This window comes from Dyadobacter sp. BHUBP1 (genome assembly GCF_050587785.1).
Taxonomy (GTDB): domain Bacteria; phylum Bacteroidota; class Bacteroidia; order Cytophagales; family Spirosomataceae; genus Dyadobacter.
Genome location: NZ_JBOBIH010000015.1, coordinates 16,555 through 42,055, shown reverse-complemented (window position 1 = coordinate 42,055; position 25,501 = coordinate 16,555). Strand labels below are relative to the sequence as shown.

The window sequence follows — 25,501 nt, the reverse complement described above, 5'->3', positions numbered from 1 at the left end:
ATTCCTGAACCACTCGGACGCCCCGGCCCACCGGCTGGGCGTCTGAGCCGAAAACAACCGAGTATTTACCCATGAAAAGTACCAACACGATACGCATTGCGGCCGGCCTGGCGATTTGCTGCGGGGTGTTCATAGCCGCCAACGACCGCATCGGCAGCTATCCGCGCGAGGTGAAACCGGAGGATGCCCTTGCCACCTTCGAGGTCCCCGAAGGATTTCAGATTGAAATGGTGGCCAGCGAACCGATGATCTCTGACCCCGTTGCTATGGAGATCGACGAAAACGGTTTGATGTATGTCGTTGAAATGCACGGTTATCCGCTCGACAAAAGCGGTACCGGTAAAGTACGCGTCCTGCGCGATAGCGATGGCGATGGCAAAATGGACAAATCCATCATTTTCGCAGAAAATCTTGTACTGCCGACGGGCATTATGCGCTGGAAAAAGGGCGTGCTCGTTACCGACCCGCCTAATGTACTTTACCTGGAAGATAAGGATGGCGACGATCGGGCCGACACCCGCGACACGCTTCTGACCGGTTTCGCGATGTCCAATCCGCAGCACAACTTTAACAACCCTATCCTGGGCATCGACAACTGGATCTATCTCGGCCATGAACCCGCCGTCACCACCAAAACCTTCCAGGAGGAATTTGGCGACCGCGGCGGGGAAATTTTCTACCCCAAAATAGCGGACAGTCCCCGCCTGCCCCAAAACGGCCTCGGGCGCGGCGTACGCTTCCGTCCAGATACGAGGGGGCTGGAAGTATTGAGCAGCTACACGCAGTTCGGTCACACGTTCGATCAATGGGGTCGCTACCTGCTCGTCAGTAATGCCAACCCGGGGTATCATGAGGTGATCGCCAACCGCTACCTGCTCCGTAACCCCGATCTGCTCGTGTCGCAGGTTACCCAAACTATATCCGATCACTCCTCGGAAGTGTTTCCCATCACGAAAAACCCGCTGCACCAACTACTGACCGACGTAGGCGTCTTTACCTCTGCCTGCGGGATCACCAGCTACCAGGGCGGGTCCTTTCCCGCACCGTACGACAGCGTTACGTTCGTAGCCGAGCCAGTAAGCAACCTTGTCCATGCCGACATTATCCGTGATAAGGGTGCCAGCTTCACAGGGAGCCGTGTGCATGACAAGAAAGAATTCCTGGCTTCTACGGACTCCTGGTTCAGGCCGGTGAATATGTACATTGGCCCTGATGGTGCATTATATGTTGTTGATTACTACCGTCAGATCATCGAGCACCCCGAATGGATGGCGGACGATGTCGTGAAATCGGGTGCACTCTACAATGGTCGCGACATGGGCCGTATTTACAGGATATCCCCCAAAGGAACACCCCAGGCCGGCTGGTCCGAAAAGGTCGGACTGAATGCCCTCACCGACGCCGGTCTGGTCGGGAAACTGGCCGACAAAAACATCTGGTGGCGCCGCAATGCGCAACGCCTCCTGCTCGACCGCCGCAATCAAGCCGCCATCCCTCCGCTCCGGGCCATGCTGGCGGGCAGCGATGCCAAGGGACGGCTCCATGCATTATGGACATTGGAAGGCCTTGGCGCCCTGAATGCCGCCGACTTGATAGTCACCCTGAAAGATCCGCAACCCGGCGTTGTGGAGAATGCCCTAAAGATCGCAGAGCTGCACCTCGCGCAATTCCCTGAACTGAAACCCGCATTGACGGCGCTGGCGAGCCATCCGAATGCAAAAGTCCGTTTTCAGGCATTGCTCACGTTGGGTGAAATCCAATCGCAAGAAGCATTGAAAGCGCGGGAGGGTATTCTTTTTAAAGATTTGCACGACCCCTGGGTCCAGGTAGCGGCCCTGACTTCGGGTTATGGAAATGATGTCCTGTTTACAGAAACCTTAAAACGCTATAATGCCCGTGACGACGCGTATGCCTCGCTCGTCCAGCGACTGAGTACCCTTACCGGCGCGCATGGCGACGCAGCAGCTATCCGTTCGGTGATCAGGAAGGCATTAGGCCCCGCCCAAACCCAGGGATGGCAGGCGCCGGTGCTTCGTGGACTAGCCGAAAGTATCGGGAAGAAGACCGACCTCTCTGCGCTCGCAACCGAAAGAACGCTGTTACTCCAGGCATCATTCAGAAATCCGAAAGCGGAGGTAAGGCAGGCCAGTATGCAGCTGCTGCGAAAAACCGGGCTGCCCGCGGGCCCTGAAACCGACTCAGCCATGAAAGCCGCTTTGCGTACCGCTTCCAACAAACAGGCTACGCCGGAGAAACGGGTGGAAGCCATCCAGTTTCTTGCATTCAAGAATCCTTCAGAGCATGCCGCCATGCTGAAAAAACTGGTGGCTCCAAGCGAGCCGCAACCGGTGCAAATGGCCGCATTGAAAACGCTCAGCGCCATACCCGACGAGACGGTTTGCCTGGTTTTGCTGGAAAAATGGCCATCGCTCACGCCCGACGTCCGAGAATCAGCCATCGGCTTCTTTATGGCTGGTGAAAAACGCATTACCTTACTCCTCGATGGCCTCGAACAAGGCAAGATCGACCAGGCAAGCATTGGTTGGCCCCGCAGCGTCGGGTTGATGGCCCAGCATAATGAGGCGCTCCGCCACCGGGCCCGGCAGCTCCTGACGCAAAAAGAAGGCCAGCGCGAGACCATTAAACAGGCGTACAAGGGTGCGCTGGCATTGCCTGGGAATCCGCAAGCCGGCAAAGCCGTATTCGAACGGAACTGTTCGGTATGCCATCAGATCGGCGGTGCAGGCGGCGTGGCATTCGGGCCCGACCTCGGCACCATCCGTAACCGGCGCCCCGAATCCATTATGGGCGACATTCTCGATCCCAATTTTTCCATCGCCGACGGCTACGACCTCTGGCAGATCGAGCTCAGCTCCGGCGAGTCGGCACAGGGGTTGATAGCAAGCGAAACACCCTCGGCACTGACGCTCTCCAACTACGGCGGGCAGAAAAAAGTGATCGCACGCAAGGACATCAAATCCCTGAAAACCCTCGGCATGTCGAGCATGCCGGTGGGCCTGGAAGCGTCGATCGATCAGCAGCAAATGGCCGACTTACTGGCCTTCATTAAAAACGCAAAATAACCAGCGATGAAAAAATACAACCGGATAACCATCGTCCTATTCCTTTTGTTTGCGATCAGGGGAAGCCTCGCGGCGCAGAACTTCAGAGCATCTGTTGTCAAAATCGATATTACCCCCGATACTCCTCAGATGTTGCTGGGATACCAGGCGCGAAAATCGACCGGCGTTCACGATAAGATATACCACCGGATCGTGGCGATGGACGATGGGCAAAGACAGTTTTTCATCATTTCGACGGACATCTGTTTGGTTTCGCCTTCCCAATACGATAAGCTGGCGGCCAGGCTTCAAAAGGAGTTCAAAATCGAACCGATGCAGGTCTGGTGGTCGGCCACGCACACGCATTCGGCCCCGGAAGTAGGGCCCGCCGGCTTGCCCGCGATCTTCCTGGGCGAACGCTACAAACACGATTTCGACGTGCCCTACACCGACATGGTAGAGCAACGGATCGTCGACGGCATTGCCGAAGCACGGCGCAAACTCGCGCCGGCCAGGCTCGCAGCCGGTTGGGGACATTCGAACGCGAATATTAACCGCCGTGCCCGCGAGGTCGATGGCAAAACCAGCCTCGGTATGAACCCCGACGGCCCCGTAGACCGGGCGATCGGCATGCTGCGACTGGAAAAAGCAGACGGAACCTTGCTGGCTCTCATTGCCAATTATGCCATACACGGCACCGTCATGAGCGGGCAAAATCTGGAAATCAGCGGCGACGCACCGGGCGTCGTGTCCGAATATGTCGAACAGAAAACCGGAGCGCCGCTGCTGTTCATCAACGGAGCAGCCGGCAATATCGCCCCTATTTATAGCGTTTATCCCAATCCGCAAGCAGGCCGGCTGAACCAGTTCAAAGCCATGCTCGGGGAAAAAATCATTGAGGCCAACAAAACCATCGCCCCGGGCACTTCGGACGTCACCCTGCAATATGGCGGCATTACAGTCGAAACCCCTCGAAAAAAAGAGCTCGGCTGGCCGGCTGACCTGGGCAAGTACACCCGTACCACCAAAACGGGTGAAAACCTTGTCAAGCTGCCCGTCCGTTTCCTGAAAATCAATGACGAGATCGCCATCTGGAGCGCACCGCTCGAATTGTTCTGCGAGATATCGAACGAGGTCCGCAGCCGGTCGCCTTTCCCCTATACTTTCTATTTCGGGTATACCAACGGATGGCTGGGGTATCTGCTGGCGGAAGAGGAAATCCGGCATGGAGGTTATGAAACCACCGTATCACCCTATGCTCCCGGCGCGGCCAAAAATCTCACTGAAGCCGTCATCAACCATCTGCAAGGCCCGATGCGCGCGAACAAGTAACCGATTTGACCTAACCTTTCACCTTTATGAGACCTGGAAAACTGATCCTTCAATGTGCACTCCCGTGCCTGGCGTTGGGAGCCATTACCGCACAACCCACAGCTTCACAAAGCTTCAAATGGCCCGAAGGCAAGAAAATGGCCATCAGCCTTACTTTCGACGACGCACGCGCCAGCCAGGCAACCGTCGGCGCGCCGCTGCTCGACGAGTATGGGGTCAAAGCCACGTTCTATCTGGTGCCGGACGCCGCCAAAAAGCAGCTGGCTGCATGGAAAAAAGCGGTGGCCGCCGGACATGAAATGGGTAACCATTCGCTGCATCACCCTTGCAGCGGGAACTTCGTCTGGTCGCGGGAAAAGGCGTTGGAAACCTACACGCCTGATAAGATGCGCGCCGAACTTTCCGAAACCAACCGACAGATTCGCGAGTTGCTCGGGGTCACGCCTGTCTCTTATGCCTACCCCTGCGGGCATACCTTCGTAGGCCGCGGGCGCGGGACGCAGAGTTTCGTCCCGCTGATATCGGAAATGTTCGTCACCGGCCGCGGGTGGCTAGACGAGGCTCCCGTGGATCCCTCCTACTGCGACTTTGCCCAACTAACAGGCATGGAAACCGACGGAAAAGACTTTGAGCAGGTGCTACCACTCATCGAAGCCGCCCGTAAATCTGGTCAGTGGCTTGTCCTGGCCGGTCATGAGATGGCAGATTCCGGCCCGCAGACAACACGCCTGGCCATGCTGCGTAGGCTTTGTGCCTATGCCAAAGACCCGGCCAACGGGATATGGATAGCGCCGGTCAGCGAAGTTGCCAATTATGTGAAATCCGTAAGGGACACCATCAACATCCCCGAACTGGTCTCTGCCGGTGCCGAGGGGACTCTGCACCTCACCTCCGAAAACGGCAAAGGGATCGGCCCTAAAATCCAGTATATGCCGCAATGGAAAGCGTTCGGCTGGTTCACCTCGACCGACATGGTCGAATGGGAAGTCGATGTACCAAAGGCCGGGCTATACGAGGCAACCCTGGAATGGTCGGTGGACGACAAGGAGGCTGGCAAAGCATTCGTTCTGGAAACATCGGCAGGCTCATTAACCGGCAGGGTGGAGAAAAGCGGAGGCTGGGAAGAATTCAAAAGCAGGCCCATTGGCAAAATTCGCCTCTCCGCCGGAAGGCAGAAGATCCGGTTCCGGCCGGAGAAAGCGTTCAGGGACGGGGCATTGCTGGATCTGCGGGCAATCACCCTGCTAACAGGCAAATAATTAGTGGAGGCACTGACAAAAGTCTAGCAACAGGAGCCCGTAAATCAATGACTTATGGGCTTCATGAAGCATTCTTTTTTCACTGGAGGGGTAAATTAGAGGAGAATCATGACTCGATTTGTATAATATATAAAGATTATAATTTATAATTGGATATATTTTACAGAATCGGCATTTATCCTACTCATGTCGCCCAAAGCCTATTTAGGCACCTTGATAGGAGATATGTCGGAAGTGATGTTCATTTTTCTCTACGAAATGTCATTTATTAAATATGAATCATATTTCTGTTTTTATATTAATGAACCAACGTTTCCATCCCTCCAAAATCACAAATAATGAACTTCATCGCTTTTCTATCCGGCATTTTGCTGATGTGCGTAGCACTATTCCGTCAAGACTTTTTTGTAAGACATTCAAGTATCTTTCCACTCTACTTTCTACTGTTTCCGGTTGGGCTACTTATCACGATTTGGTCTTTTACTAAGGGAGAATGGAAGCGAACAGCTTTCGTATTTGGCGTATTTGCCTTTATTGAAATAGCATTGGTAGCGAGTGTTTGGTATATGGCCGTCTATCAGAGACATACGCCACTGCCCATAAGTTATCTTAATTGGATGCGTCTGCAATACATGAATGGTTTTAAAAACACAACGAACTTCAATTCCAGACTTTCCCAATATGACTCCTTGTTAACTTACCGCTTCCGCCGCAACGTCACAGGCAGATTTATGAACCCGGAATTTGACGTAGAAATTAAAACTAACTCGCTGGGGGTACGTGATGACGAAGGCAGTCTGCGTAATCCCGCTATTATAGTCCTTGGCGATTCACATGGAATGGGATGGGGCGTAGAACATCACCAACGCTTCTCGGAGGTAATAGAGAAAAAGCTCAACACAACGGTGTTGAATACTTCTATCACCTCGTATGGCACTTATCGGGAAACTAAACTCCTGAACGAATTGGATCTAAGCTCATGTAAACTGCTCATTATCCAATACTGTAATAATGATCTGGAAGAAAACCTGGCAAACCTAGCCAGAGATCAAAAACCAAGTATAGAATCATTCGGCTTCGATGTGGCAGAAAGACAAAACACTATCAACAATACCTATTTTCCTTTCAAAGGCATCTTTATAAGTCTTCGCTGGGCAATTGCCGAGTTATTGAAAAAAACACCAGCGCCCTCAATGGCATCCGTTCATGCGGCTGGTAGCAAAGTTCAAAAATCAGAACATGCAGAGGCGTTTTTTCCATATCTATACCGCATTAGAACCCGTTACAAAGGCCCCATTCTGGTTTTCGACCTAGGGGTTTACAATTTCCCGATCGTAAACGAATTTCAGTTCTATAATACCCTTCATCCGATAGAAAATGTCTACTTTGTCAATGTCCATCCGTTACTGGACAGACGATACTATTTTACCATCGACGACCACATAAATGCACGTGGTCATATAAAAATTGGCACCGCTCTCGCTGCGTTTATTCAGCTGCAGGGATGGTTAATGGGGAATGATAACGGATCGTTGGTTAATGCCGCTGCTGTAAGTAAGGATATTTCTTTGTTGAGTGCGCAATGACTAGCCCTTTTATTAGGAATTATATCGCCTGTGACCACCCGATTTAAATTCGGACTGACCAGATCATTTCGGTACAGATTAGTTCATTCCCACTTTTGGTGGTCACTCCGAATTTAACAGTAACTTCCTTTTCAACAACTCAGAACCGGCACGACTATACATTTTCCTTTTCAAAGTTTTAATTTTATTTACATTTCCTTCGACCGGTCCGTTACTCCGGGATAGATTAAATGCGTTTTGAGCCGCTTGAAAATCCGGTAAAAATGGATAGCACCCACACAGATAACATCCAGGTCAACGACCAGGTTTGTTCGGAAAACGAATTTGCCCGATGGGAGGTATACTGTATTTCCTACGCTTGCGGGTAAATCGCCACTCGTTTCATCTTACCAAGATTTAAAGTATCAAAAGATAAGTTTCAAAAATCATGTTTTTACGCAAGCTATTGATTGTCCTCTTTACGCTTCCGCTTCTCTTAGCGACGATTAAGGAAAAGAGGCATTCCGCTGGGGTAATATCCGAGAAAGAATTGGCCGTCGGTGCTCAACCACAAATCGCGGTCGATTCAAAGGGCGCCATACACATTGTTTATGGCTTAAAAAACGGCAACGACCGGTTGCTCTACTATATATTTTCGAAAGACAGCGGAAAATCCTTTTCCACACCATCTTTACTGGGGAATTTCTCGCAAATGGGCTTGGGAATGGGACGCGGGCCTCAAATTACCACCACCAAAGACTTCATCACGGTCACAGTTGGTGATCATTATGGTAGCTTATATGCCCTCAGGTCCTCCGGCGGACGTGGGAGCTGGTCTACCCCGATAAAGATCAACGACAAAGACTCAACTGCAAAGGAAGCACTATCGGAGATATGTGCGGGTAGCGGCAATCTGGTCTACACCGTATGGTTAGATACCCGCTTAGGCAACAATAACCTGTTTGGGGCTATTTCCAAAGATGGCGGAGCGACCTGGGGGAAAAATCAACTCATTTACAAGGGAGAGCAAAAAGGCATATGCGACTGCTGTAAACCTTCCGTGTTTATCGATAAGGCGGATGTGCTCCATGTAATGTTTCGAAACAAACTGGATGGCGCTCGTAATATGTACATTGTCCAGTCAAAGGATTATGGGCAACATTTCGGTACTGCACAAAAACTCGGATCAACGGATTTCATGATTGATGGCTGTCCGATGGATGGGGGCGATATTTCCGCCGACGGAAGCGGAAACGTCACCACTGTCTGGAGACGTCAAACCGAGGTGTTCGAGGCGGAACCCGGTAAGCAAGAAGTAAGAATTGGCACCGGCAATACCCCTACGGTAGTTGAAACACGGCGCGGTCCGCTGGTTGTATGGCACCAAAAAGGCGAGATAATGTACAAAGGTTCCGATGGAAAGGAGGGGCGGCTTGCAAAAGGGCAGTTTCCGAAGCTCGCAGCTAGTTCAATAGAAGACAAAATATTTTGTGTCTACGAACAAGACGATAAAATTGTGTTTACAACTTTCCGGTAACGTTAATTCTTTTTCAACAGTTGGGATCCGTTGTTGACACACTTAGCGTAGCAGCTCATTTTTTCCGAGCGCTCCTGTGCACCTACCGCGATATTTAGTAGACTGAACAACCGCGAAAGCCTATGATACTGAAGGGTTTCCTACCCAGCCCTCCCCTTCGTGAGTATATTGAGAATATCGGTATTGTCCATCTTGTATTCTCCGCTGATGAACCTATTCCAGCGAAAGCCTATACACCGAAAACCGGCGACTCTATTGAATTTTTTCTCCGTGACCCGGAATATGTCCAATACCCCGGAGATACCATCAAAACCAGACGGCCGGTAGCTTTCCTTCATGGCCAGCATACTTTCGCAATCAATCGATATGTCGGACGGGAGTTTTTATACCTTAATATCAAGTTCCAGCCTGGTGTTCTATTAAGGCTATCGGGCATCCCTTCTAACGAGCTGACCAACAGCTATGTCGACGCGGAAGCTGTTTTCTCGCCAGAAATACAGACCACAATCGAACGGTTAAAAAATGCCGCCTCATACGCAGAAATGTGCAAATGGGCGGAGTACTTCGTTACGAGGCTGGCCGGCCGGTCCCAAAGGGATGCGCACGGAATTGACCGGGCAGCTCAATTTCTTATACACAGCACCGCCCCAGTTTCGATGGATTGGCTGGCCGGCCAGTCCTGCTTATCTCCCCGGCAATTCGAGCGAAAGTTCAAAGAACGGATGGGCATCCCCGCCCCCCTGTTAGCCAGGATAGCCCGCTTTGATAAGGCATTCCTGATGAAAAATGCCTATCCCGAGCAAGATTGGTTAAGCGTTGCAATTGAATGTGGGTACTATGATTATCAGCATTTGGCAAGAGATTACAAAGCCTTTACCGGACTTACTCCCAGTTCATTTTTCCAATTAGATAATCAGGCTCCCGAACGACTTTGGGGCCTTTGTGAGAAGTAAAAAGTCGTTTCTGTACCACTGATAACAACCGGGAACCCTTCAATTTTACCTGACAAATTATCCTGTTGTTATGGAACGTAGAAATTTCGTGGCCGCGCTCCTGCTTGGCCTTTCTCTTATTTCCGGCGTGGTTAGGGCGCAAGACAACCCAGCGGAAAGCCCGCTGGAAAACACCCGGTATATTGACTCACTATCCCTGTCAGCAGGCAACTTTCCTCAAAAGCTAATTAAGGTAAATGACCAGGTCTACATTATTTCACAATCACCAGTCGCGGGCAATATTGGCGTCTTCTTAGGTTCCAGCGGCGTCTATCTTATCGACACCCAGTGGGCGACCCTTTCTGAACACGTTAAAAAGCTTTTAGGGTCAATTACAACAAGTCCTATCAAAGCCATCATTAATACGCATTACCATTATGATCACACGAACGGTAATTTAGCCTTTGGCCCAGAAAATATTCCGATTGTTGCCCACATAAACACCAGGATCAGGATGATGGAGCGCCAAGTAATCCGTAGTCATAAAAACGAGGTCCAGCTACCCTATCCTACTCACGCTTTACCAACGGTCACCTTTACAGACAAACTCTCGTTTCATGAAGGGAACGAAACGATCGAACTACTCTATTTTAAGAATGCGCATACTGACGGGGACGTCGTAGTTCACTTTAAAGAGTCCGACATTTATCATACGGGTGATATTTTCGTTTGGTATGGCCTGCCAGTTATTGATGCAGAGACAGGCAGCAATATCTTCGCCCTGATTGAAGCGCTCGACACCTTGTTAGCCAGGGCAGATGACCGTACACAATTTATTCCCGGTCATGGTCCTCTCTGCTCAAAAAAGGAATTATTAGCCTACAAAAACCTGCTAACATCTATTAAAGAGAAGGTTGAAGTCCTCCATAATCAGAACAGGCCCCTGGCCGAAATTATCAAGAAAACGCAAGTCCTTTTAGATCCGAAACTTCATGGCATCAGTCGGGAGAAGTTCATTACACAAGTATATCGAATGGTAAAAAGCAACCGTATCGATCAGAAAAACCCTTACAGTCCTAGGGGCCAAATCAAGAGCAAAAATTAGCAAAACATTGATATCACACTAGCAAGAAAGCGTCTGAAAATTCAAACCAAACATCATGTTTTCAGACGCTTGTATATGTTACCCATCGTTGTTTTACGAACAAATATATCTTACCATAGGTAGTCGGCCCCCTCAAAACTTCATGTTATAAAATGTATGTACATGGAGATGTAATGGTACCGCGTAAACAGGGGTTAAAAATGTCCAGTTTATTGTGGCCGGTTTCAGAAAACAGTAACTTTATATATCACTGTCAAATACTTCAGTATGATACTGCGTGATATCCGACCTCACCCCGGTCTTCGGGAGTTCATCCGGTGTTATCGGCTCGTCCATTTTGAATTTGCCCAAGATGACTTGATCCCGGTTAAAACGTATCCACCCAAGCCCGAGCAAATCCTGCATTTTTTTCTGCATGATTTTTTTGCGGTCCAGAAACAGAACGGGCCGATTCAGCGGCAACCCGCGATGATGCTTGCCGGGCAAAGAAGTTTCGTAACCAATCAATACAATGGGTGTCATTTCATCGATGTGCAAATAGTGTTCCAGCCAACGGCCGTGTTCCAGCTAACCGGAATTCCGGCAGACCAACTGACAGATCAGCACCTGGATGCTACCCTGATTTTTACATCTGGCATTAAGGAAACATTCCAGCGGTTACAGGAGGCGACAAACTATTCAGAATTGGTGATTATTATCGAAGCATTTGCCATTGAGTTGTTCAAGCGGATTCGCTTTGAACGGCCAGCACTCACTGTGGTCAGCCAGCGGCTCATTGAGACTGCTGGCGGCGGAAACCTGACACAATGGGCCTCAGAGGCCTGTTTGTCCACAAGGCAATTTAAACGAAAATTCCTGGAAAGCACTGGTGTGAACCCCAAAACCTATGCCCGTATCGTCAGATTCAACAGGGCCTTTAACCTTCGGAACAGGTACGCACTTCTGGATTGGCTGAGCATAGCGGTTCTGTGCGGATATTATGATTACCAGCATCTGTCAAAAGACTACCAGGACTTTACCGGCCTTACTCCCATCGAGTTCCATCGGCTGGAAGGCCTTTCGCCTGAGAAACAGCTCGGGCTGACTGACAGCCTCTACCTTACCCGGGCAGAAATGTCGATCTAACAGGAAATGTCTTTTTTTTACCACTAGCCTACTGCTCCCGTTTCTTAATTTCATAGTAAAACTGAAATGTTATGAAACGGATACTTCTATCTATTTTCGCGCAAATCGCTATGACCATTACATTACTTGCCCAAAATAAGGACAAGACGTTAATTCTTGTTCATGGAGCCTGGTCATCGGGCCACTGTTGGTATAAGGTCACGCCTCTTCTGGAATCAAAGGGATACAAGGTCCTGACAATCGATTTACCCGGGTATGGCCAGGATACAACCTCACCCAAAAAAATCCAACTCGATGACTACGTGGCCAAGGTAACTGCGACAGCCGCGGCCGTCCACGGGACGGTAGTTCTGGTAGGGCACTCGTTAGGAGGCGCAATCATATCTCAGGCGAGCGAGGTACTGGGGCCGGAAAAAGTTGAAAAGCTCATTTTTCTGGATGCATTCCTGCTTAAAAACGGCGAATCGATTTTCATGCAGGTGGAAAAGATCAATGCTTCCTACACCGACCCTGAAAAATTAAAACAAAAACATATTGCCAGAGATATCCTGACTTTTTCTCAGGATGGTGAAAGTGCGACCGTCAAGCCGGATCGAATGGTTGAAGTCTTCTGCCACGACTGCCCCGCTGAGGATCGTCCATATCTAACCAATAAAACCCTCTGGCAGCCCGTCGCTCCGCTTGCTACTCCAATCACGGTATCTGACGAGAGGTATGGTGTGATTCCGAAATATTATATTCATTGCACACTATCCAGAGACCTGGACCGCGATAGTATATTGGGTAACGTTCGTTGCAACAAGATTTTTACACTTCCCAGTAGCCACTCCCCGTTCTATTCGATGCCCGAAAAATTAGTGGACATTATAACGGAAATTTACTAGACAGCGCTTTCGAAAAAGCCCCCCGGGATGGACTGAATTGGCTTTTGCACCTACCTACAGAGTCCCCAATCTGATCTCGGCCCGTCGAGAAATTGGCAGCCCACATACTCGTCCCGTGCTGAACCCTGGTTTGGGATCATAATCCATTATCCTACTTTACTTATGGCCACATTACACTAACCATCAACCAGAAGGACTATGATATAGATGTCGATCCGGAAGTGCCACTATTGTGGGTAATCCGGGATTTCCTCGGCCTGACAAGGCAATAACGTGCTTAGGATCCAGAGGTTACCAGGCAACAGTATCAGACAGGATAAAATTTGCGTGAGTGGCAGCGGAGGCGGCAGCCTGTTTACGATTTCAATATTGCACCAACGTCGGACCAGCCGGTGTATGATGTAAATAAACCAAAGACGACGACGCTCACGGCTAACTGCACCGGTGGGGATTCAAAATGTCTGCATCCATTGCTGAATTATTATATTATTCAACCCTAGTTTCCTTCGAAGTAGAATATTATCGATGAACGGGATCAGCATCTACGTTTCAAACATTTGCGAAGCGGCAATAGTGTAAATTGTAAGCAAACGCGAGTCATATCATCTATCTTACAGGTTCCTAAGTTTCAACCTGGCAATTCCTGAGCGATAAGTTTTTCCGATAGGGATGGTAGCCGAGCCACATACGACCTCGGAATGCCTGAGCTCGCGAATTTGCCTGAGCGCGACTGCGTAACTTCTGTGGACACGAACGAACTGATCAGGCGGAAGCTGTTCCATAAAGCAGGATAATGGGGAAAGCGTCATAAAATGTTTGCCAAGGGTCACTATTTTGGTATAATCCTGCATGGCTTCCAGATAAACAATGTCATTTACAGCCAGCCTGACCTGATTGTAGCCTTCTTTGATAGTCAGTGTCTGCTGTTCGAACAGCACTTCATACGCCAGCGATTTTTGTTTCATTTTCCAAAAATCCTGAATGCGGGCGGCGGCCGAAGCAAACCGTTCCTCCATAATGGGCTTAAGAAGGTAATCCAGCGCGGAAAGCTCAAATCCTTCAATAGCAAAATCGGGATGGGCCGTGATGAACACGGCCATCGGAATCATCGTCCGAAATTTTCGGAGCAGTTCGATACCGGAGAATACAGGCATCTCAATGTCCAGGAATATAAGATCAGGCTTGATATACTGCAGGGCCTCATACGCTTCGATAGGATTGGTGAATGTGCCGCAGTTTTGAAGAAGCGGATACGCCCGGGCCATCTCTTCCAGAAATAACAAATCGAGCGGATTATCGTCGATCGCAATAAAGCGGATACGTGATCCAGTAGACGTCATGAAAAAGGGAAGTGAATTTTACACTCAATATATACAAAAATATTGCAGTACATCGTCGGATGTTTGCAGGATCGACTTGACAATCTGCTATTTAATACCGTTGTTCCGGGACATTTGCGTTTAAACCCTGCTATTTGTCAGCGACTATGAAAAAATGTATACTGGCGCTTCTGCTGTGTACCCAATTAGCTAACGGTCAGTCGTTACCTGACCTGTCCCGTTACAAAACCTCAACGGAGAAGCTACAACGGCTGGCAGAGCTCTGCGACTCGCTTTACTTTTCACAAAACATCGATGAAGAGAAACGGCTTGCCACTTATGGACTTAGCATTGCGCCCCCGGCGGACAACTATAATCTGGCACGGTTTAATTTTTTCCTGGGGGTTGTTCATGAAAATGCCTCATCACTGGATAGTTCGGAGTTTTACTATGTCAGGTCAAAAAAGTATGCATACGCGTCGAAAAACCCGAAGAGGATAACCAATGTACTGGCCAGGTTACTGATACTGTATGCGAACCACCTTGGCTCGACTGCCAAGAGCGCGACGGTACTCGGGGAGGCTTTAGATTTCATCGATTCGACTAAAAGCGAGTCGCATAAAGTGGGTTTGTTCGCTTCCGTGGCTGCCTATTACAATATGCTGGGGCAATATGAAACCCAGGTGTCGTATCTGCTTAAAGGAATTGAAGCCAAAAAGGCGATGATCGTGTCGGGTGCTATTACCGATCGTGAGGCGGTGGTGATCGACCTGGTGAATTTGGGAGAACTTTACCTGGAACAGAAGAAGAGCGAGAAGGCCATACAATATTTCAAAGAGGCACGGCCGTACATTGAAACGACGATCGACTACATCAATTATTACTACAAAAGAATGGCCGAAGCATATCTGATGCAAGGCGCGTACGGCCCATCCAAAGTCTATTTCGACAGTTTGCTGACACTTTCGGCGAAATATCCGAAGGAAGCGTCGGTGCAAGCGAATGTTGCAACGACAATGCTCGCTTATGCGGGACATTATCTGGAGAGAAAGCGCCCGGAGCTCGCATACTCCTTCGTCAACAAGGCCGGCAGGATCGATTCGAAGTTTCTGACCGGGCTGGATAAAGCGCATCTGGATTTAATGACGGGCCGGGTGCTGATGGAACGAGGGGAATATGTCCGGGCGCTTAGCCATCTGGAATCGGTCGGTAAGTTCGGCTATGAGATAGGCCCACAGGCCTACGTCTCGGTATTGGAAACACTGGCACGGTGCTATTCAAAGCTTCATCGTTGGCAGGACGCCTACCTGACACTCGAAAAATATGTGCCGCTCCGCGATTCACTTTATACAGAATCATCGAAAAAGAGCATCGCTGATGCCGAGGCACAATATCAGAACAGGGCCAAACAAGCGCAGATCGAAGAGCAACAATCAGAATTGTCGTTTGCAAGGGCACAGCGGATGTGGTTGATCGCCGCTGCTGCCATGGGCCTGTTCATCGCTTTGCTGTTGTTTGTCATTTATCGCAACAAACAAAAGGCGACGGTCAAGCTCGATGCCAAGAACCGGGAACTGGAAGAAGCCAACAGGACCAAAGCCAAAATGTTCAGCATCCTTAGCCATGATTTGCGATCGCCCATCAGCCAGGTTTACCAGTTTCTTAAATTGCAGCAAGTCAATCCGCTGCTGTTCAGTGAATCCCAAAGGCTGGACCTTGGCAATAAAGTACAAACCGCGACGGTATCGTTGCTGGAAACAATGGAAGAGCTGCTAATATGGTCGAAAACACAAATGAATGCATTCCATGTCAGGATTGAACAGGTGGAAGTACGGCCGCTTCTTGCGGGCACGCTTGGGTTACTCGAACTGCATAGCGAAGCTAACCAAACGAAAATTACCAATGATGTGCCCGACAATTTCCGGATTCGGACCGACGGCTATTTTTTACAAACAATTTTGAGAAACCTGCTTCAGAACGCGATCAAATCCGCAGGCGAAAAGGGGGCCGTAGACATTGGTGTAGAGGCCGTGGCGGACGAAAAGAGCGTCTACATTGAAAATACAGGGGCGCCTTTTACCCAGGCCGACTTTGAAGCGCTGCTTTCCGATGATATGGCGCCAGGCTTGCATGGCCTGGGCTTGCGACTGGTCGATGACCTTGCCCGGAAACTCGGCGCGACCATTACTTTTTCCAGCCGGGAACACCGTACCAGGGCTGTCATCCGCTTTCCGGGTTGACGTTGGACGATTTTCACGTGCCATTCATCGATAAATTCCCCATACCCGTTTCATCGGCGTTTAATTTCGGATAGAACCAAAAACGAAATAGCAATGAAACGATCAGTGACCAGAATATTTGGGCTAATTGCCATCGCGGGTACTTGCCTGCTGCTTTGTACCATCGCTTCCTGTGGTAAAAGCGGGGTTGAGGCGGCCGAGAGTGAACAAACGGACGGATCGGGTACTTTCAGGATTGATGGGGTCGAGTACCGGGGAACGAGTTCGGTGCAGACTTTTATCAATGGAAATTACTCGATTGTTTGCGAACAGGATGCCCCATACAAGTTGATTCAAATTACCTTTCACAATCAGGCGGAAGCCGAAAAAGGCGGATCATTCAAGGCCGCAGAATATGAAATGGATATTCCGTCCGGGAAGGCCAACATCGGTATCGACGGTCTGACTTTTGATCCGGAAGGTGACTACACTATTAACGTTTCCGCCAAAAAGATAACGCTGGGCGCTTTGAAACTAAAGCAGACAGGCGCATCCGACCGGACTGTTAGCATTCAGAGTGCAACTGTCAGTTTCTAAGCTCATCGAATATTGTTCCCTTCGTCGATTATTGCTATCCGTTCAGCGATTATGCCTGCCCGCGGTTGGCGATAACGATAGTTTCGGAATATTAATCAAATCTCGGAACGGACATGAAAAAAATGGCTTTTGAGAGGGCAATTCACGTCAAAATACTGGCCATACTCGTCTTGCAAATCCTTTGCCTGCCCTGCCGGGGGCAATTTAAAGTAGAGGCGGGGGCTATTGTCAAGACTGCTTCCGGTGCGCGTATCAATCTGTACAATATGGATATGGTTGTGAATGGAATTGTCGATCAGGTCCCTGGGGCAGGAACGTATATTTTTTCCGGAAACGACAATAACACATTCAAGGGAACCAGCATACCTACGCTGGATAAGGTTATCCTATCCAAACCTGCCGGAAGTAAAGTGGTCATGAATCAAAATCTTCTGATAGGCTCTCTTCTGAATTTTGTGTCAGGCAGTCTGGACCTGAATAACAGCTTGCTGCAGGTGAAGCCCAGCGGATTGATTACTGGCGAGTCCGACGCCGGTGGTATTGTGAGCTCGGGTAACGGCTACGTGTACACAACGACCTCATTGAATGCACCTGCCTCGGCTAATCCTGGCAATCTCGGGGCGGTGATTTCGTCTGCGGCCAATCTGGGCGTAACCACCGTCCGGCGTCGGCATGTGCCGCAGGCTGTCTCCCCGGCAAATACCGGGATAAGCCGATACTATGAAATTTATCCGTCCAACAACACCGGCCTCGATGCCACTCTGCGGTTTTACTACTCCGACAGCGAACTCAACGGGCTAAGCGAAAATGTATTGACGTTATGGAGAAACGGAGGTAGCTGGGAAGACCTGGGATATACATCCAGAGATACGGCAGAAAATTACGTCGAAAAGAGGGGGATATCAGCTTTTTCCACCTGGACCCTGGCAAAGTCGTCCAATCCGCTGCCGGTTTCCCTGGCAAGCTTTCAAATTGTTAAAACAGGCTCCGAAGGGATCTCGCTCCGGTGGGAGACGACATTCGAGTCGCATACGCGGGAGTTTCTGGTTGAACGTAGTATGAGTCCTGCCAACGGCTTTGCGCTGATCGGCCGTGTGGCAAGCGCAAACAACCAATCCGGTGCCGCATATGACTACACCGATCTAACGGCCGGGCCTGGTCAGAAGTATTACTATCGCCTTAAAATGGTTGATACGGATGACACTTTTGCATTCAGTCGAATCATCTCGGCCGAAATTTCCGGCTCGCCGCGCTTCACTATTTATCCTAATCCTGCGACTTCCACTGCCAGGCTTTTCAATCAGGAGGGGATCAGCAGCCTTGGCGTGCTGAATGCGGCTGGAAACAGGGTTGCCCATTTCACCTATACCACCCTGACGACCGCTACAACCCTGCATCTTGAAACCTTGCCGTCCGGAGCTTATTTCTTACAAGTTACCGATCGGCGCGGTTTACAAAAGATCATTAAGCTGGTAGTGGCACATTGAATCAAAATTTTCACTTTAATGAACCGAGCTCATGAAAACCTCCCTGCTTTTTTTATTGATAACAGTCAGCTGCCTTACGGCATCGGACCTGACCGCGCAAAGCGTGGGTATCAGCAACGATGGTTCCAATCCCGATCCCAGTGCAATGCTGGATGTGAAGAGCGACAGCAAGGGCCTGTTGATTCCCCGTATGACGACTGCCAAAAGAATTGCTATAAGTGCTCCCGCGGATGGTCTTATGGTGTATGATACGGACACGAAAAGTATGTGGTATTTCAAACTCAATACATGGACCGAAGTCGGTGGACTGGCATTGCCTTATAACAAAAATGTGAGTGTCAATGGAAATGCGCTCGCACTGACCAATGGATATGCTGGCGGCAATGCCATTGTGGGGCACGCTTTTGACGGAGCCGGGATTTCAGGGTATTCCCAAAGCGGCGCCGGGGGGGTATTCAGCAGCCAGAGCGGACCAGGCATCCGTACCCTGGGCAGCGGGGCGGAAATCAATGGGAAAATAAAAATTGCGGATGGTACTCAGGCCTCTGATAGGGTTTTGACCAGCGACGCCAGCGGGGTTGCAAGCTGGAAGCCGCTCCCTACCGCCAAAACAGCAATGACGTCCCTGTTCGACACCGCCCCGGAAACATATGTCGTACTCACTGAGAACAACCACAATTTGCTTCCGTTCGTGGCGCATCCGACAAGGCCCGAATATGGAAATTACGGATACGACGGCGGAACGAATTTCAACGATGCCACGCACGAATATGTCGTCCCGGCCGACGGGCTTTACCGGACTAGTTTCAAACTGTATTTCAGGCCCACATCGCAGTCCACGACATTCACTTATCCGTCTTCTTACTACGTATCCGTATCAAAGGTCACCCCCTATGAAACTCCTAATCAGGACGATTATCTGCTCCGGTCGTGGGGCTACGAGTATAATACGGGAGATACCTATCCAGCTATGCTCTCTGGGGAGGCCAGCACTTTTTTTGCGGCGGGAACAAAGCTTAAGTTGCTACTCTTCTATTCGATCAACGGAACCTCTGAGAATTCTCAATTGAAACTCTATGGCGGGCGTTATTCGTTTTTTTCGATTGAACGGGTTGAATAAACCTCGACACAGTTTAATAATCAACATCATCCCAAACGTCTGAAAAGTAACGAAGCCTGAGTCTGCTAACTCTGTTCTCCAATCTCCAATAAATGGTGTCGCCCGATCAGGCTTCGGATCTTTCGAGCATGCAGTTAACAAATAATACACATGCAAAAAGGAAAACAATTAATTGTTTTATGGAATGGTGTATTTTGTGGTAGTGTCCGAAGGGTTTGACTACCTATCTGAAACTTAAAAATCCAACTCCGATTTGTCAAAGATCCAGAAATCAACGATCCCGTAATATTGTGGTGTGGTAAAATTGAAATCCCATTTCTTCTTACCCGTCTTAGCATCCAAACAGAAAAGTCTTTTCCCGGAAATACTTGTGAAGATTCGGCCGTTTTTGATAGTCAGACGAGACGGATACTCCCATATCCCGTCTCCAACCCACGCCCGCCATTTAAGTTGACCAGTCTCGGCATCCAGGGCATATATTCTTCCTTCACGCGCCGGGAAAATGACCATGCCTCCCCAAAATCGCCCTTCGCCTATAAAGTCCTGTCGATCGGTCCTGAATTCCCATTTTTGGGCGCCTGTCTTTTTGTCTACACCATAGATCATTCCCCTATCGGTTCCGTAATACACACCATTATCCCCCGCCACGAAAGAACCGTAGGAGGCTGGTCCACCATTCTCGCCGCGGAACTCCCATTTGACTTCCTTAGATATTTCATCTATTGCGATCAAAGTTTCGGAATTTTTTATGCTAAAAAAATACCCGCCGGAAATCATATGCGGTGAATCCGAGCTGTACTTCTGTATTTCCTTACCTGTTTGTACATCTAAAAAATAGCATTCATGGCTAAATGGAGCATCCACCTGTATTTTGCCATTGATCAGGGACGGATAAACCATATCTTCAATCAGGATCACCCATTTGATCTTTTCCGCCGTCAAATCATAGGCATAAATGGCTTTCGAATGGTTATACTCAACCGCATCGGTGCGTTTTGAATGGAATAATGCAATATCTCCTGCAATGCCAATAAGTTCGCTTTGCTCTGAGGGTGTACAGCAAACGTGGACGAAATTGGGCCTTAACAGTGTATTTTTAGCCCAAATCGCTTTCCCGTTGAACCCATCCAGAATAAACAGGTTTTTCATTGTATCTGGCATTGCGTAGAGCGCCGTAGTATCATTTGGGTTGTTGAGCCTGTAACGATCGCCGGCTTCCATGTAAAGCTTTCTGTTCCCCACTCCGAACTTCCCGACCTTGTTGATTTCCCATTTAATAGTTCCCGTTCGCCCATCCAGGGCCAAAGTCTTGTTGTTTAATGTCGCTATGACCATACTCTCCATTGGGTCTTCATTAGGAGACACGTCACTCTTTTTCTTATCGCAGCCGTATAGAATGACTACCGACATCGTGATTAAAAACGTCGAAATTTTATAGATACTGGGCATATTAGCTTACTTGTTGGTTTTTAGATGACTTAGTTTGTTTATTAATGAAACACCGAATTGATAAGGCCGATATTGCCAGTCTAACCCACTAATGCGCTGTCTATTGAGACCGTATTCGATAAACGGCCCGATTGAAATAACCATCCGGTCGCCGATTTTAATTGGTCTACTCAGTGCTGCATTTACGGATAGAAAATGTTGTGATTCCTTATGAAGCGTTGTCTGGTACTGAATGCCGGTAGTTGCTTCATAATCTCTGAAAAAACCTGTTTTAAAGTGGGTAACCTTATTTATCCCTATCCCCACAGTATGAATTGCTTCATCATACGTTTGTGCCATACCTTTGCGTTGAACCTGGTAGCCATTCTTGCCATCAGGCCGGATATCAAATTCCTCCGTACCTAATTCATAATAAATCCAGTTCCGGCGGTAAGTGTATCCTGCAAGTATCTGAATATCATTTTTCTCAATTCCGGCAGCGATTCTCACCGCCTTGGATTTGCCCGACCAAATAGGAGCAAAGCGAAAATTTTGATATAAACCCTGGCTTGGGCGAGCGTCAAGCGTCAGAAAAGTTTGAGACGAATTCGCCAAAAAGATCCATTTGATATCGCCTTGCGTATGAGTGTTCCGTTGAAATCCCGAATCTGCAACCACAGATACAGAAGGGAGTTTTAGCAAAACTGGATAAGGTTTGATAGCAACTGAATGTAACGATGCGATTTCCGGTATTGCAGGCTCTCTTATAATTTCATCGGATTGAGCAGGGCTTTCCGGCTTATCTGGTACCAGGAGCTGTTCAATCGCCTCTGCTTTGATAAGATCAGGCCCAAGTTCCCGTGAATTACCTTGGTGGACATCAGGCTGAGGATGTTTCGGATATACAAAATGCTGTTGATTTGCTCCGGACCGCAGCGTTGTATGTGAACTACTATCGGGTAATGCGTTGCGTTCCGCGCTTTCAATTATCCCCGTTTGCTTCATCGGAGAAACACTCGCTTGCTTATCGAGCTGCTGCGCGGAAGGTCTGAGCACTGCCCGATACTTTCTGGTAATTGATCCTCCAACAACCCAGGCTATCAGCAAAACCACTCCCAGCAAATACCAAACAGCCGTATTTTTATTAGGATGCAGACGATCATAAATACTATCGTAGAGCCCAGGTTTGACTTCCGCTTCTTCTTTGTCAAACCGCGACTGAAGTCCCCTTCGAAGGATGTCATCAAGATTTTCTTCCGAGTCTGTCATGTTCGATAATTCCTTGTTCTTCCAATTTTCTTAATAAGAGGTTGCGTCCACGAACCGTTTGGGATTTGGAGGTGCCTGGACTAATCGAAAGCATTTCGCCGATTTCCTCGTGTGTATAACCATCGATATGATGCAGGTTAATCACGGTGCGATAGCCGTTGGGCAGACCTCTGATTATCTCCAATAGTTTTTGCATATCAATATCCGATAGGATTCTTTTGTAGTCCTCCGATTCCAATGAAACCTCAATACTTTCCACCGGTGCCAGCAAGAGTTGTTGCTTGGTAGTACGTTTATAATAGTCAATGGCCGTCCGGACGACGATCATTTTTATCCAACCGTCGACCGCTGATATATTTCTTAATTCTCCTATATTCTTGAAAACTTTTACAAACGCGTCCTGAAAAATCTCATCACCCTCCATTGACGTCCTGGCGTACCGTTGACAAATGCTCATCATTCGCTTTTTGTACATTTCATAAAGCATACTTTGTGCACTGGCTTCCGACTTCTGACAGCCTATGACCAACTCCTCGATTGATTGATATCTTTTCTTTTTTCTAAAAAGCATTCAGTTTGCTTCGTTTCGCCGTAATGTGAAGGGGTAAGTCCATTACGACAGATTGATAGAAGAATTTGGTGATGTTCAAGCCGGTATCTACTGCCTAAAAAGCGCCGTAAAATAGGTTTCGACCAGATTGCCGTCCTTGTCAAAATACAGATTTACTTCTTGCCTGCTTAACATGACCTGGGCCGGTGTAAGGTCCACCCGATACCCCCCGAATGGCCCGTCTTCAAAGCGCAAACCGTAGCGATAAACCATCGGCGCGTAGGCGGTATTATTTTTGATATAGTCTCGAATCTTTTTAGGGAATTCGTCAAGTTCGTTATAGTACTCAATGTTGCCCATCATGGAAAAAAATACTTTACCTGTATCGTCGATGAGCATGTCATTATAGGAAAGAGAAGTCGATTGCCCGCCCACTGCGAATACGGATGGAATACCGTTTCGCACATAGACCTTCGCACCACCAGGCTGAAAATACCGCGGTTTGAGCAGACTTTGTATTTTATCGGGGAGTTCTTCGTAGGAAGAATAGTAGGTCAGTTCTGTTTCCGGGAACATGTAAATAGCCTTATCAAAGCTCGACCAATCATCCACTGAATTGACCCAACGAATGGTGAAGTTCTGATTGTTCCAACGGTATTCTGCACAAAACTGCTGAGGATATCCAGGCGAGGAATCATCTTCCCTAAAATTTGTATACGTGCCGCCTTGAATCAATTGGCTGTCCGTAATCCGACGAAGTGTTTCCGGAACCTGCTCATCTAATAGTTTGGCATGCGCCAGGCGCTGAGTCCTGTTTAATACGGAAATGAACTGGGACTCATCTTGCTTGAAATTCACCTTCCAGACTTTATCACGGATAAACGTCCTGGCCACCAGTTCGGTCGCACGAGGGAAGAGGTTGTAAACATTTGAGGCCACCTCTTGTGGGATTTCCTCTGATGGAGGATCAGGTTGGGGCTCTTTTACCGAATTACATCCGCTAAAAAGCACTGCTATTAAGAAATAGCAGGTAGAGACATGTCTGTTAATCATTTCATATAAAGCCTAAATTCAAAAAAGATAGGTGACGATTTATTAACAAGACTGCTTGCAGAGGTTATGCGGTAGCATGTATATGTAATTTCTTTTGGAATTGGTTAATCCGCGCCTCAAAGTTCCATTATAATAACCAAGGCACAGCCGATTAATACAACAAACTGAAAATAACACTTTGGTTGCACTAAAATTGTATAATTTGGGTATTTGCTTTTGGCGGATTCAGAACTCAATTTAAATGGATTTGTTTCATTTTTTGCGTTGTAACTTGTTGTAAATCTGGCAAATAAAGCCAATCTCTTTTTAGCCGAGGGGTTCGAACTTCAAATCCGTCAAACACCAGATTTTCAGGAAAGATCGAACCCATGTAAGTGTCCTGAAAAGGCAGACAGTTTGAAATTAGAGATCAAACCTGAATTTTGAATTGATGAAAAAGACGTGATTCACAGAGACGCAGCGGGGTGGCCCGTGCCATCGTTTCGATCCTCAAGCAACAGGAAGCAGGTATCCCAACCAAGGAAATTTAAGTAACGAGCGGTCAATAGTCAACCCTCGAAAATAGTACTCAAAATTTTGTCACTCTTCTTCTGAATTGAGTCGGCGACATCCCGGTAAATTGTTTGAACTGCCGTGTAAAGTAGGAAGTAGATTGGAAATTGAGCTCGAAAGCAATGCTCGAAATATCCTTGCTGATGTCCTGAAGAAGGATTTGGCTATCCAATATGCTCAGCTCGCCGATCCACTGCTTGGGCGGTTTGCCGGTTGTTTCCTTAATGCATTTACAAAGATAATTCTCGGAAATAGAGAGCTTGTTGGCATAAAACAATACCTTCTTCTCCGTCTGATGGTATCGCTGGACAAGGTCTTTGAATTGGAGCGTGATATAGAAAGTCCTTTTGATGGACGCCTCTTCCAGCGATTGATCGGGGCGCATTTTCATTAATGCAGCTTTCAATAACAACCCGCTTATTTCTATGCTGTCGTTAGAGCCTAGTTCCAGTTCGAGCAGCCGGAGCAAATGCGACATCCAGTTCTCGGTCGGCTTGGACAGCATGGCGTAGGGCGATGTTTTAAAGAAATGGTAGTCGGTGCTTTTGTCGAGGAATATGTTTTCCAGCAGCTCGTTTTCAAATACGATAAAAAACCCTTCAGTATCTTCCGAAATTTCGAGCGTGCGGGTAATGCTTCCTTGTTTGACCAGAAGCACGGAGCCCGGACAATCTCATATTCAGATATTTCCAGCTGCTGCTTGATCCTTCCGTTGGTCACGAAAATGATAAAATTGAAAGTGGTAGGGTATGGAAGGACCGGGATCAATATATTCCGGAGGTAGTTTTCGATCCGGTACAGTTGCAGTTTGGAATTGTTGAAATAGATCTTTTCCGACAACCCTGGTAGGAACAAACTTTTGTACTCAAAGTTTGACAACATCTTGATCGTATCGCTCATAGCTCCGCAGAAAATATTCCGGCCCCATATGTCACCTTTTTTACACACAATAAAGCACAGAATATCAAGACAATACCCTAACAAAACCACCTTTTTTAGTTCAAAAGAGCCAAGGCACGTCATGTTCCTATGTACTGCCTGATCCGTAACATTGACCCGACGAATATTTCACCATGCAAATAACTGCCACATTCTCCTGTTTTTTG

At 48.3% G+C, this 25,501-nt stretch carries 19 protein-coding genes; 13 read left to right on the top strand and 6 right to left on the bottom strand.

From position 1 onward, the window contains the following. Nucleotides 1-71 precede the first annotated feature (71 nt). The 9 genes from ACQ4MZ_RS30485 (at nt 72) to ACQ4MZ_RS30445 (ending at nt 12,801) form a co-directional block, all read left to right on the top strand. Nucleotides 72-3,083, top strand: coding sequence for a PVC-type heme-binding CxxCH protein (locus tag ACQ4MZ_RS30485; RefSeq protein WP_430851688.1), 3,012 nt, complete (start codon nt 72-74; stop codon nt 3,081-3,083). A 6-nt stretch (nt 3,084-3,089) separates the two neighbouring features. Further along, nucleotides 3,090-4,394, top strand: coding sequence for a neutral/alkaline non-lysosomal ceramidase N-terminal domain-containing protein (locus tag ACQ4MZ_RS30480; protein WP_430851686.1), 1,305 nt, complete (start codon nt 3,090-3,092; stop codon nt 4,392-4,394). 26 nt (nt 4,395-4,420) lie between these two features. After that, entirely contained in the window at nt 4,421-5,653 is a 1,233-nt protein-coding gene (locus ACQ4MZ_RS30475; RefSeq protein ID WP_430851684.1) for a polysaccharide deacetylase family protein, read from the top strand. 338 nt (nt 5,654-5,991) lie between these two features. Then, nucleotides 5,992-7,239 carry a hypothetical protein gene (locus ACQ4MZ_RS30470; protein WP_430851682.1) on the top strand — a complete coding sequence of 416 codons (1,248 nt, stop codon included), beginning with the start codon at nt 5,992-5,994 and terminating at the stop codon, nt 7,237-7,239. 427 nt (nt 7,240-7,666) lie between these two features. Continuing rightward, the gene (locus ACQ4MZ_RS30465) at nt 7,667-8,755 is read left to right on the top strand and encodes an exo-alpha-sialidase (protein WP_430851680.1); all 1,089 of its coding nucleotides are present in this window, start codon (nt 7,667-7,669) and stop codon (nt 8,753-8,755) included. A 122-nt stretch (nt 8,756-8,877) separates the two neighbouring features. Continuing rightward, nucleotides 8,878-9,708: an AraC family transcriptional regulator gene (locus ACQ4MZ_RS30460; RefSeq protein ID WP_430851678.1), complete on the top strand. Its 831-nt coding sequence runs from the start codon at nt 8,878-8,880 to the stop codon at nt 9,706-9,708. A gap of 70 nt (nt 9,709-9,778) precedes the next feature. Continuing rightward, nucleotides 9,779-10,792, top strand: a complete 1,014-nt coding sequence (locus tag ACQ4MZ_RS30455; protein WP_430851676.1) for an MBL fold metallo-hydrolase — start codon at nt 9,779-9,781, stop codon at nt 10,790-10,792. A 267-nt stretch (nt 10,793-11,059) separates the two neighbouring features. After that, on the top strand, nt 11,060-11,917 hold the full coding sequence (locus tag ACQ4MZ_RS30450; protein WP_430851674.1) for a helix-turn-helix domain-containing protein: 858 nt from the start codon (nt 11,060-11,062) through the stop codon (nt 11,915-11,917). A 71-nt stretch (nt 11,918-11,988) separates the two neighbouring features. Beyond that, nucleotides 11,989-12,801, top strand: a complete 813-nt coding sequence (locus tag ACQ4MZ_RS30445; RefSeq protein WP_430851672.1) for an alpha/beta fold hydrolase — start codon at nt 11,989-11,991, stop codon at nt 12,799-12,801. A gap of 611 nt (nt 12,802-13,412) precedes the next feature. On the opposite strand, the gene ACQ4MZ_RS30440 is transcribed toward ACQ4MZ_RS30445, so the two are convergent. Continuing rightward, nucleotides 13,413-14,141, bottom strand: a complete 729-nt coding sequence (locus ACQ4MZ_RS30440) for a LytR/AlgR family response regulator transcription factor (protein WP_430851670.1) — start codon at nt 14,139-14,141, stop codon at nt 13,413-13,415. Nucleotides 14,142-14,287: 146 nt separating this feature from the next. On the opposite strand from ACQ4MZ_RS30440, the gene ACQ4MZ_RS30435 reads away from it, so the two are divergent. The 4 genes from ACQ4MZ_RS30435 to ACQ4MZ_RS30420 all read left to right on the top strand — a co-directional run bounded on the left by ACQ4MZ_RS30435 (nt 14,288) and on the right by ACQ4MZ_RS30420 (nt 19,543). Then, nucleotides 14,288-16,360, top strand: a complete 2,073-nt coding sequence (locus ACQ4MZ_RS30435) for a tetratricopeptide repeat-containing sensor histidine kinase (protein ID WP_430851668.1) — start codon at nt 14,288-14,290, stop codon at nt 16,358-16,360. Between the two features lie 93 nt (nt 16,361-16,453). Continuing rightward, nucleotides 16,454-16,936, top strand: a complete 483-nt coding sequence (locus ACQ4MZ_RS30430; RefSeq protein ID WP_430851666.1) for a hypothetical protein — start codon at nt 16,454-16,456, stop codon at nt 16,934-16,936. 113 nt (nt 16,937-17,049) lie between these two features. Then, on the top strand, nt 17,050-18,423 hold the full coding sequence (locus ACQ4MZ_RS30425; protein ID WP_430851664.1) for a T9SS type A sorting domain-containing protein: 1,374 nt from the start codon (nt 17,050-17,052) through the stop codon (nt 18,421-18,423). Between the two features lie 31 nt (nt 18,424-18,454). Next, nucleotides 18,455-19,543, top strand: a complete 1,089-nt coding sequence (locus ACQ4MZ_RS30420) for a hypothetical protein (RefSeq protein ID WP_430851662.1) — start codon at nt 18,455-18,457, stop codon at nt 19,541-19,543. Between the two features lie 234 nt (nt 19,544-19,777). Here ACQ4MZ_RS30420 and ACQ4MZ_RS30415 read toward each other — a convergent pair whose 3' ends face one another. The 5 genes from ACQ4MZ_RS30415 to ACQ4MZ_RS30395 form a co-directional block, all read right to left on the bottom strand. After that, nucleotides 19,778-20,992: a PQQ-binding-like beta-propeller repeat protein gene (locus tag ACQ4MZ_RS30415; protein ID WP_430851660.1), complete on the bottom strand. Its 1,215-nt coding sequence runs from the start codon at nt 20,990-20,992 to the stop codon at nt 19,778-19,780. 6 nt (nt 20,993-20,998) lie between these two features. Continuing rightward, nucleotides 20,999-22,240, bottom strand: a complete 1,242-nt coding sequence (locus ACQ4MZ_RS30410; RefSeq protein WP_430851658.1) for a hypothetical protein — start codon at nt 22,238-22,240, stop codon at nt 20,999-21,001. After that, entirely contained in the window at nt 22,215-22,811 is a 597-nt protein-coding gene (locus ACQ4MZ_RS30405; protein ID WP_430851656.1) for an RNA polymerase sigma factor, read from the bottom strand. Before ACQ4MZ_RS30405 ends, ACQ4MZ_RS30410 begins: the two co-directional genes overlap by 26 nt. Nucleotides 22,812-22,898: 87 nt before the next feature. After that, the gene (locus ACQ4MZ_RS30400) at nt 22,899-23,843 is read right to left on the bottom strand and encodes a hypothetical protein (RefSeq protein ID WP_430851654.1); all 945 of its coding nucleotides are present in this window, start codon (nt 23,841-23,843) and stop codon (nt 22,899-22,901) included. Nucleotides 23,844-24,411: 568 nt separating this feature from the next. Beyond that, entirely contained in the window at nt 24,412-25,053 is a 642-nt protein-coding gene (locus tag ACQ4MZ_RS30395; protein ID WP_430851652.1) for a helix-turn-helix domain-containing protein, read from the bottom strand. Between the last annotated feature and the right edge of the window lie 448 nt (nt 25,054-25,501).